General features: G+C 50.6%; 9 protein-coding genes. 2 read left to right on the plus strand and 7 right to left on the minus strand.

The window, feature by feature from the left end; all coding sequences use genetic code 11:
• Nucleotides 1-20: 20 nt before the first annotated feature.
• From KKD83_02640 to KKD83_02665, 6 genes are all read right to left on the minus strand, one after another.
• Nucleotides 21-494 (minus strand): hypothetical protein, encoded by a 474-nt coding sequence (locus tag KKD83_02640; protein MBU2535049.1) that lies wholly within the window; start codon nucleotides 492-494, stop codon nucleotides 21-23.
• 221 nt (nucleotides 495-715) lie between these two features.
• Nucleotides 716-1,492 (minus strand): 3-oxoacyl-ACP reductase FabG, encoded by a 777-nt coding sequence (locus KKD83_02645; protein ID MBU2535050.1) that lies wholly within the window; start codon nucleotides 1,490-1,492, stop codon nucleotides 716-718.
• 124 nt (nucleotides 1,493-1,616) lie between these two features.
• Nucleotides 1,617-2,375 carry a 2-phosphosulfolactate phosphatase gene (locus KKD83_02650; GenBank protein ID MBU2535051.1) on the minus strand — a complete coding sequence of 253 codons (759 nt, stop codon included), beginning with the start codon at nucleotides 2,373-2,375 and terminating at the stop codon, nucleotides 1,617-1,619.
• 193 nt (nucleotides 2,376-2,568) lie between these two features.
• On the minus strand, nucleotides 2,569-3,900 hold the full coding sequence (locus KKD83_02655; GenBank protein MBU2535052.1) for a TRAP transporter large permease subunit: 1,332 nt from the start codon (nucleotides 3,898-3,900) through the stop codon (nucleotides 2,569-2,571).
• Nucleotides 3,884-4,402 carry a TRAP transporter small permease subunit gene (locus KKD83_02660; protein MBU2535053.1) on the minus strand — a complete coding sequence of 173 codons (519 nt, stop codon included), beginning with the start codon at nucleotides 4,400-4,402 and terminating at the stop codon, nucleotides 3,884-3,886. The genes KKD83_02655 and KKD83_02660 overlap by 17 nt, the downstream gene beginning before the upstream one ends.
• 67 nt (nucleotides 4,403-4,469) lie before the next feature.
• Nucleotides 4,470-5,642 carry a hypothetical protein gene (locus KKD83_02665; GenBank protein MBU2535054.1) on the minus strand — a complete coding sequence of 391 codons (1,173 nt, stop codon included), beginning with the start codon at nucleotides 5,640-5,642 and terminating at the stop codon, nucleotides 4,470-4,472.
• A 478-nt stretch (nucleotides 5,643-6,120) separates the two neighbouring features.
• On the opposite strand from KKD83_02665, the gene KKD83_02670 reads away from it, so the two are divergent.
• Nucleotides 6,121-6,594, plus strand: coding sequence for a DoxX family protein (locus KKD83_02670; GenBank protein MBU2535055.1), 474 nt, complete (start codon nucleotides 6,121-6,123; stop codon nucleotides 6,592-6,594).
• 10 nt (nucleotides 6,595-6,604) lie between these two features.
• Here the strand turns inward: KKD83_02670 and KKD83_02675 are convergent, their stop codons facing one another.
• Nucleotides 6,605-8,263 carry a thiamine pyrophosphate-binding protein gene (locus KKD83_02675; protein MBU2535056.1) on the minus strand — a complete coding sequence of 553 codons (1,659 nt, stop codon included), beginning with the start codon at nucleotides 8,261-8,263 and terminating at the stop codon, nucleotides 6,605-6,607.
• A 266-nt stretch (nucleotides 8,264-8,529) separates the two neighbouring features.
• Here KKD83_02675 and KKD83_02680 point away from each other — a divergent pair.
• Nucleotides 8,530-9,139, plus strand: a 610-nt coding sequence (locus KKD83_02680; GenBank protein ID MBU2535057.1) for a hypothetical protein, incomplete at its 3' end; no start/stop codon positions are given.

Here is a 9,139-nt window from a genome sequence, read left to right on the forward strand (position 1 = left end):
CAATGAATCTGGGAATTGCGCTATTCGATGTATTTTAGGCAGTCTTCGATTTGTTCAAGGTCGCAGACTATTGTGGGGGAGGCAGTATCGATGCCGACGATACCATCGCGGTCAACAGTATATTTAAACTGGCTATATCTCTTGGTGAGATAGTGAGGATAAAGGCTGTGCTCTGCTGAGGGAAAATTCGCCATATCATTTGTGGCCAGGGTAACGGCTGGAACCGCTTTCACTCCCTCGATTACCCTCATTGATTGGAGGGTGGACGTTATGATGTTATGCTCATAGCGTGCCGAGATATCTTGAACTGCTTCTATCAGACTTGAAGATAGGGCTGGCGATTCAGCAATTAACATCTTTGAATTCAAAAAGCTGAACTCCATGCCGTTTTCTGCCTGGGCGAATGTGAAATAGCTCTTCCCCAGTATTAAAAAGAAGAGGGAAATAATGACGATAAACACCACACGCGGTACGTGAATAAAAAGAACTCTCATGCCACCCGACTACCTCACATTATTTCCATTAAGCATATGTATTTAGTTTAATACCTGAAGTGTCGATAGTAAATCACCCATTCTTATGATTCCCCATACTCTAATGGGTGATTTATTAATTAGTAAAAAAGGTGGATTATAGCTACAGTGGCGAAAGAGTCGGGACTGAGGAACGTGAGGTTGGGTAACGTCCGTCTGCTGGGCAATAGCTATTGAATACGCTAGTCCGTTGGCTTGACCATGCGGGGATGGATGGCCATCAATCCACCATCGACAATTAGTACCTGTCCTGTGATGTAATCTGATTCTGAAGAAGCGAGGAACAGGACAGCATTGGCGATATCCTCTGGTTCTGCCGCCCTTCTTAAAGGTATTCTATCCATACCTTCGATGAAGTCAGGTCGATCTTTGACCGCCGACTTAATCAGCTCGGTCATGGTCAGGCCAGGGCTGACCGCATTTACCATAATATTGTATTTCCCCAGCTCCACAGCCAAGGCCTTGGTGAGCTGGACAACGCCTCCCTTGCTGGCCCCGTATGCTGCCAGTCCCGGTGCACCGATGTGGGCGGCCAGTGAAGCAATATTGACAATCTTCCCCCTTTTCTGCTTTATCATCTGCGCAATAACCGCCTTGCTGCATAAGAACTGCCCTTTAATGTTGATGTTCATGGTTCTGTCCCACTCGGCCTCAGTCAGCTCCAGCAATCGCGTCATTTTAGCCACACCGGCATTGTTTACGAGTATGTCTACCCTTTTATAACTATCAAGCGTCTTTTTAACGAGTATATCTACATCTTTGGCTTTAGATACGTCAGCCTGTACCGGTAATGCCTGACCTCCCTGAGCATAAATCTCCTCAGCTACCTTCTCCGCTTTTTCCAGGTCAATGTCATTTACTACAACCGTGGCGCCTTCTCTGACCAGCGTGAGGGCAATGGCCCGCCCGATTCCCTGACCGGCTCCGGTTACTATGGCTACCTGTTTTTTCAACCTCATTTCGATTCACTCCTTATTACTTCGCATAAGATGAGTTATATTATAAACCTATTTAAGCCGTTGTCAATAGACAAAGGTTCAAAATAATAATGCGGTGATAGCGGAGTGAGAAAGTCTGTACTGGCTATTCGGGGCCAATAATAATGCGTTGACCATCGTAGTACGGCACAATATCATATACATCTATCTGGCTGGCATACTCAAGGTCATCGGCAAAGCCGATACTTTCCAAATAGCGGCCATGTTCGCTGGCAGTGAGCACAGCAAGCGGGTTCTCCACGTTCATTCTGGAATACTCAGCAGCCAGTATAGCCGCATCGCTTGGCTCAGGAGATATTCCGTATTCAGCTAATTCGGACTGCAAGCGGGGCACAATCAGTCCGGCGCAGTATGTGTCCTCCAGCGATGCCTTACTATGACATCCCGCACAGATAAGAAAAATCCTTTTTAGTGCGTTATTCATAGCTGCTCTTACAATTACGGAGGACACGGCGGACATATTGACCAGCGCCGCGAGGTACATGGGCCTGGCACCGCCTTTATAGGCCTTTCGCAGAGCCGGTGTGCCATTGGTGGTTGAGAAGTAAATAACCCTGCCGGAAATTTTATTTGCGTCATGATATTCGGCAGGTGAGTTACCCAGATGAAATCCGGGAATGCGCAGTCCTCCTCTTTCCCCGCCGAGAAGGAAGGGGATGTCATTTTCTGATTTCGCGCAGCGCCTGGCCTCCGCAGCAGTAATGCAGGGGCGCACTTCGCTGGCGCCGTTCGCCAGTGCTGCAACTATGGTGGTGGTGGCGCGGAGGACATCGATAACCACACACAGTGCGTCTTCAAAACGAGGCGGCAGCAAACGGGGAGTTAAAACAACGTCTATTTTCATTCTCTACGCTAATAATGGTCATGAATCAGGCTCAGGCGGTAACAGTATATCATATAGCGCAATGGAGACATAAATTGCTTTGAAGTCACGGCTGGGCAAACAGTAAGTAATAAATCTGGTTAGTGATGTATAAAAAGAGAAGCGGGCTCAGTACAGGACTGTCCCGCCTCCTTTATTTATCTCTTCTATACGTTTAATCTATCATCAGCCCGGGAAGCCAGGTGATTAGCTGCGGGAAAAAGACCAGCAACACAAGAACAGCCAGGACTATGATAACGTAGGGGATGACACCTCGTATTATATCCATCACCACTACGCCCAGAGATGGGTCGGCCGCACCGCGGCAGATGTAAATCCCCATGGCGAAGGGCGGCGTCATGAAGGAGGTCTGGAGGTTGACGCAGACCATGATGGCTGCCCAGATCGGGTCAAAACCTAGCACTGCGAAGATGGGGGTGATGATGGGCACCATGATGAAGAGGATGCCTATCCAGTCGATGAAGAAGCCGAGGAGAAAGACGACGAACATGATGACGCCGAAGGCGCCCCATTTACCGCCGGGCACGTTCAGAATAGCGTTGGTCACCACTTCCCCGCACCCGTAACCTAGAAAGACACCGACGAAGGCGAAGGACATGGAGCCGACGAGGAAGATGAACCCGGAGAGCCTCAGCATCGTCGTCAGCACGTCTTTCAGGACGGTAAGATTGAAGCGACGGTAGCCCATTGTCAGTATCATGGACATGAGGGCACCGGAAGCGGCGGCCTCGGTGGGCGTGGCGATGCCCAGGAAGATGACCCCCAGCACGGAGAATATGAGGATGGCCGGCGGCACCAGTGAGCCAGCCAGCATTCCCGTCTTCTTCCAGAAGGGAACCGTTCTTTCTTCAACAGGCACTGGCGGCCCGATGTCATGCTGCACGAAGGCACGAATGACAACGTAGCCGACATAACCGGCAGCAAGGAGGAAACCGGGTATGAAGGCGCCGAAGAACATCCTGCCTACCGATATCTCCGCCATCGGCCCGTAAACCACTATCATGACGCTGGGCGGGATGAGGATGCCCAGGATGCCCCCGGCGGTGCAGGCACCGGCGGCAAAGCTCTTGCTGTAGCCCCGCTTTATCATCGAGGGCAGGGCAACCAGCGTGAGCAGCGTGACCGAGGCGGTGATGACGCCTACGGTAGCCGCCATAACCGTACCCACCAGGATGGTGACCACCGCCAGCCCGCCGCGGAATCCTCCCAGCCAGAGGTAGAGGCTAGTATAGAGCTTCTCTATTATACCCGAGCGTTCCAGCATCGCCCCCATGAAGACGAAGAGCGGCACCGCCAGCAGGACGCGGTTAACCATCAGCCGGTACACGCGCAGGTAAAAAACGTCTGCCACTCCCTCTCCCCAGAGAAAGATGCCGACGGCAACACCAATGAAGCCGATGATGTAGGCCAGGGGGAAGCCGGTCATCACCAGGACCAGGACGCCACCGAGCATGAGGATGGTAACCAGTTCAGGACTCAGTTCCATAGGCCCTCCCCTTTACTGTATGGTATAGGTTGCGAGAGAGGTTGGCCAGGCCCTGCATGAGCAGCAGCGCGAAGCCGAGGAAAACCATCGTCCGGAGTGGGTACCACGGGGGGTACCAGTAGCCCTCCACGCTTTTTTCCATGACGCCCCAGGACCACATCATCTTGTCCCAGGAGGCGAGCACGACCAATCCAATTGGGGGAAGAAAGAAAAGGAAGCCACCGATAGTATCAACGATGGCTCTGCCGCGCGGTGACATGTGGATGTAAAATACGTCCACCCGGACATGGCCGTGCTTGCTCTCCGTATAGGCATAGCCCCAGCAATACAGAGACATCCCGAGGGCAATGCCGACCTCGTAGCCCCATACCGTCGGCGCGTGGAAGGCATAACGGGCAACAACGTCATAGACTATGACCAGTATTAATAGAAGCCCAAACCAGCGAGCGATGCTTCCTGCTCCCTCGCTGATGAAATCAACTGCCTTAAAAACTCTTCTCATCGTTTTTCATTCTCGTTAATGCTAGAGTCCCCTGCTTCGGTTTCCCGAAGCAGGGGACTTTTGGCAACTACATGCGCTGCCAGCCGTCGCGGTACGCAGCCCGGAAGGCCTTAATTGATTCCCATACCTTGTTGAAGAATGGGTCCGCAGCCGCGCGCTCTGCGTAGAGCTCATTGCCGCGTCTGAGCATCTCGTCCCCAATCGAGTCGGGGATGAACAATACATTGGCGCCCTTCTCCCTGAATACCGGGATAGCTGCAAGGTCCTGCTGAGTCATGAAGAGGTAGTAGTTCATGGCCGCAGCCTTGCCCATTTCCGTCGCCATCATCTTGAGGTCGTCAGGCAGTGAATTCCAGGTATCCGTGTTCCACATCTGTGGCTGCCACTCCTGGGGCTGGCGGACCGAGCCCAGATAGAAGTAGTCGCAGACCTCGTACATCGCCATCGACAGGTCATACCCGGGAGAGCTGAGCTGGTAGCCGTCAAGCACGCCTCGCATCAAGGACTCATAGGTCTCCTCGCTGCTCAGCGTGACCACGGAAGCGCCCATATCGGTGAAAATCTTGCCGTCATCGCCGGCAGTTCGCAGCGTCAACCCCTTGAGGTCAGCGGGCGAATTGAGCGCTTTCTTGGTGCTGATGAACATCTCGGGCACAGTCTGGAACCCGGTAGGGAAGACCACGTTGTAGTCCTTGGTCATCTCGCTCAGCAGTTCAATGCCCTCGGACTGCATCCAGAAGAACTGCTCGGTTGGCGAAAGACCGCCGATCTGGTAGGTGAACAGGTTGCAGGCGGGACCGAAGCGGTCCATCCAGTACATGGTGCAGGTGGTGGCGAAGTCGAGCACGCCTTCGTGAATGCCGTCAAGCTCCACCATCGACGGGACGATTTCGCCGCCGGAGTGCGGGGCCATATCAAGCCGGCCGCCGCTGGCAATTTCGAGGTTAGCCTGAAACTCTGCCACCCCCTTGCAGAAGGTGGAGCCACCGCCAGCGTGACACTGGGCAATCAGAGTCCATACTTTCTCAGGTTGGGCTGGAGCCGGAGTTGGAGCTGGTGATGGTGCTGGAGTCGGTGCTGGTGCCGGAGCCGGTGCCGGAGCAGGTGCTGGAGCGGGAGCCGGGGCCGGAGCGGGAGCTGGTGCCGGAGCAGGTGTCGGTGCTGGTGCGGCACAGGCGCCAGCAATAAGGCTGACAATTAACAGTAGGGACAATAACCCTAATACTATCGCTTTTCTCACTAAGTTTTACCTCCTAATTGATGAAAATACAGTACTAACCGGTATTATGGTTATAACTGAACTCAATCACCCCCTTTTTACCAATTTCTCCGTGATTAACCATACACTCACATTACAATTTACGAGTGTAGGGTTTAACCATGCTGGTCAGATGACCGCTTTGATATAGATTTTAGCAAATAAGCTACTTATAAAATAATATTTGTTTTTATAATTGTCAAGAGTATATATTAATTTTGATTTTCTATTTTAACACAGTAAGTCAATAGTAACCACTAATTGTCGATAAAAATCTTTAAAAAAGTAAAAAAGTGGCCTAATTTTATGCATGTTCCGGAAGCATAACATAGATTGGGGCATCTGAACGGAAATAATAATCGGCATTGAATTATGCGTATAGCAGTGCTAACATCCATTATATTTGGCTATTGATTCAGGGCTGAGGGTTACTGTTTCAGGTTATCGGAGGTAAATCTTTATGCGCTACAGGCACTGGCTAGGCCTGGGAGCAAGTATCATCCTGGGGATGATATTCTTGATTTCGGGCATAGGAAAACTATTACTTCAAGGAGAATTGTTTGAGACATATTTTCCCGGCTTTCTCGACTTTCTGACACTGGACCAGACCAGGCTCTTATTTTACGGGCTTCCCTATGTTGAAATTGCCATTGGCGCACTGCTAATTGTAGGGTTTGCCACCAAGCTTATTGCCGCTTTGACCTCATTGCTGATTGCTGCTTTCATCGCCAGCAACGTCTGGTTCATCACCCATGGAATGGGTTTTGAGCCTTGCGGATGTCTGGGCATTTTTGACAGGTTATTTCAGAGTAAGCTCTCCACACAGCAATCATTTTATATCGATATAGCAATGTTAGCTCTAATATTGATTACCCTCTTATGCTATCAGCGCAGTTTTACCAGTATCCGCCCCTGGTTTCTAAAAAAGAATTAAGCTCGATACATCAGGTCCAAACCGGGGGTGGTATAGCTCGAATATCGCTAACAACGTCAATTATTACCGGTTGGTCTATATCAAGAGACTTACGCAGCGCAGCTTTCAGCTCGTCCGGTTTTCTCACCCGTATACCAGAGCAGCCCATAGCTGTCGCTACCCTGGAGAAATCGATATCGGTAAATTGCCATATATCATCGGCACTGCCGCTTCCGCCAGAGTATGCTTTTTCCGCCCCCTTTTTCACCTGATTCATGGAGCGGTTATTATTTACTATTATTAAAACGTTAATACCATATCGGGCGGCTGTCTCCAGTTCTGCCACGTGATACCAGAATCCCCCATCCCCGGTAAAGCATATTACGGGCCTGTCAGGTGAAGCACATTTAGCTCCAAGTGCTGCGGGAAAGGCCCACCCCAGGGAGCCAGCACACCTTATATAGGTTTGCCCTGCCTGCTTTATATCTACCATAGTGCCGGTCCAAATTGCGGAATGACCGGTGTCTGAAATTAACAGGGCGTCTTCTGGCAGGAAATCCGTAATCTCTTTGCACAGGCGTTCCGGTCTGATAGGCATACTGTTAGAGTTGTACATTTTTTTAATCTGGTCTTTCCATTCTTTCTTAACCTGATTTATGCGCTGAAGCCAGTGTGTTCTCTGTTCAACAGGCTCTATTGTCTCAATCAAACGACGTAATGTTACTTTAGCATCTCCTAAAAGGGCCACCTTTGTTGGGTAGTTCCTCCCGAGTTCTGAGGGGTCTATATCTATCTGCATAACAGAGGTGCCTGGACGGGGAATTTTCCAGTCATTGGTGACCTGGCTGCCGGTGCGACTGCCGATGAACAAAACCAGGTCGGCTTCCGACACGGCTCGATTTGCACACTGAGTGGAGTACGACCCAGTTACCCCAACGGCAAGGGAGTGGTCGTCTCGAATCGTTCCTTTACCGTTTAGCGAAGTTACCACCGGGATAGAAAGCCTTTCGGCAAACTCAACTAGTTCGGTACAGGCCTGAGAGGCTTTTACTCCCCCACCTGCCACTATGATTGGCCTTTGTGATTGAAAGAGGACCTTGGCTGCTTGCAGGACCAAATCTCGCTCTGGTTCCGGTCTGAAGACAGGAAAGTGGCTGAACTGTTCTTCAATTACGACTTCCAGGTCAGCCCTTTGCTCCATGATTATTTCACCTCTAATCCCTTGAAATTCAAGGTGCACCGGCCCCGGTGGTCCGGAAACCGCCTCTCTAAAAGCCTGGCGAAGGAGCAAGGGTAATTGTTCAACCGTATCAACGGTGGCATTGAATTTGGTGACGGCGTCAAACATTGGTTTGTGCTCGATTTCCTGATAAGCGTGCCGGTATCTGTACAGAGACCTCCTGCGACCGGTAATTGCAATTACGGGGGACAAACCAAGGTAGGCATCCTGGAGCCCTGCGGCCAGATTGGCGGCTCCAACGGATTGTGACATACAAACTCCTGGCTTATGCGAAGCACGTGCATACCCATCCGCCATATAAGCAGCCGCTTTTTCGCTATGGGTCAATATCCGCTTTATACCCTGCTTTTCCATTTCCATCATACCTTCGTGGAGTATGGCCGGAACGAAGAAAACATGAGTAACACCATATCCCTTGAAAGTTTCAGCGATATACTGGGCACCACTCATCGTAGCCATATGAATTTCTCTCCTTTATTTTTGCCTGAATGGAGTTGGGCCGATAGCGTATTTTATATTAGCTTGTGTTATCAAGTAAATCATAATCCCAGCCCAGAGGCTATGGAAAGGTTCGGTATTATTTTAAAAAAGACACGACTTATCCAAGTAAAAAGTGCAATAATGATTAGCATTGAGCCAGCGATTTTGCCCGAATTGACAAAGGTTATTTACGTATCCAATAATGCCTACAGGTGCATAAGAAAGGAAGTTGGAGAATGAGCAGGGTAAAGAAAGCGACCTATGAAAGATTTATTACCGGCCCAATCCCCCGCTTTGATGACAGAAACGGCGGATTCTCAAAGCTCCAAAGAGGCGAAATAGTTGCCCCGGACAACATCGGGACGACACAGAAGGGTGCAGCTACAGTAATTGAGCGCGCGCTTACGAGAGACCCTACTAAGAAGGAAAAGGAAGGATATCGGCAAGAGGACTACGCACTGAAACAGGCGGGCAGAACGGTTGATGTCTATGTCAGGAAGTACCTGTTCTCCAGAGATTCAGACGTCGATGAAAACAGGGTCGATGTTTCGGGAAAGGCTGCTACGACCCGTAAAATTAAGCGTGTGGCCCGGTGGTTTGGAGCAGACCGGGTGGGTGTTTGTGAAATTAATCCGAGCTGGATTTATTCGCACTGGGGGGATAATAACGCCATCAGGAGCGAAGTGGCCAACGCGGGTGACCCTACAGAATTGCCATCATGGGCCAAATATGCAGTTGTGATGGCTATTGCCATGGACTATCAGCGGTTAAGGAGGAGCCCGGCCGTAGAAGGCGGTACGGATTTAGCCTATTCCCAGATGGCATTCACGGCCGCGTCCCTGGCGA

It is taken from the genome of Chloroflexota bacterium, from assembly GCA_018829775.1.
GTDB lineage: Bacteria > Chloroflexota > Dehalococcoidia > Dehalococcoidales > RBG-16-60-22 > E44-bin89.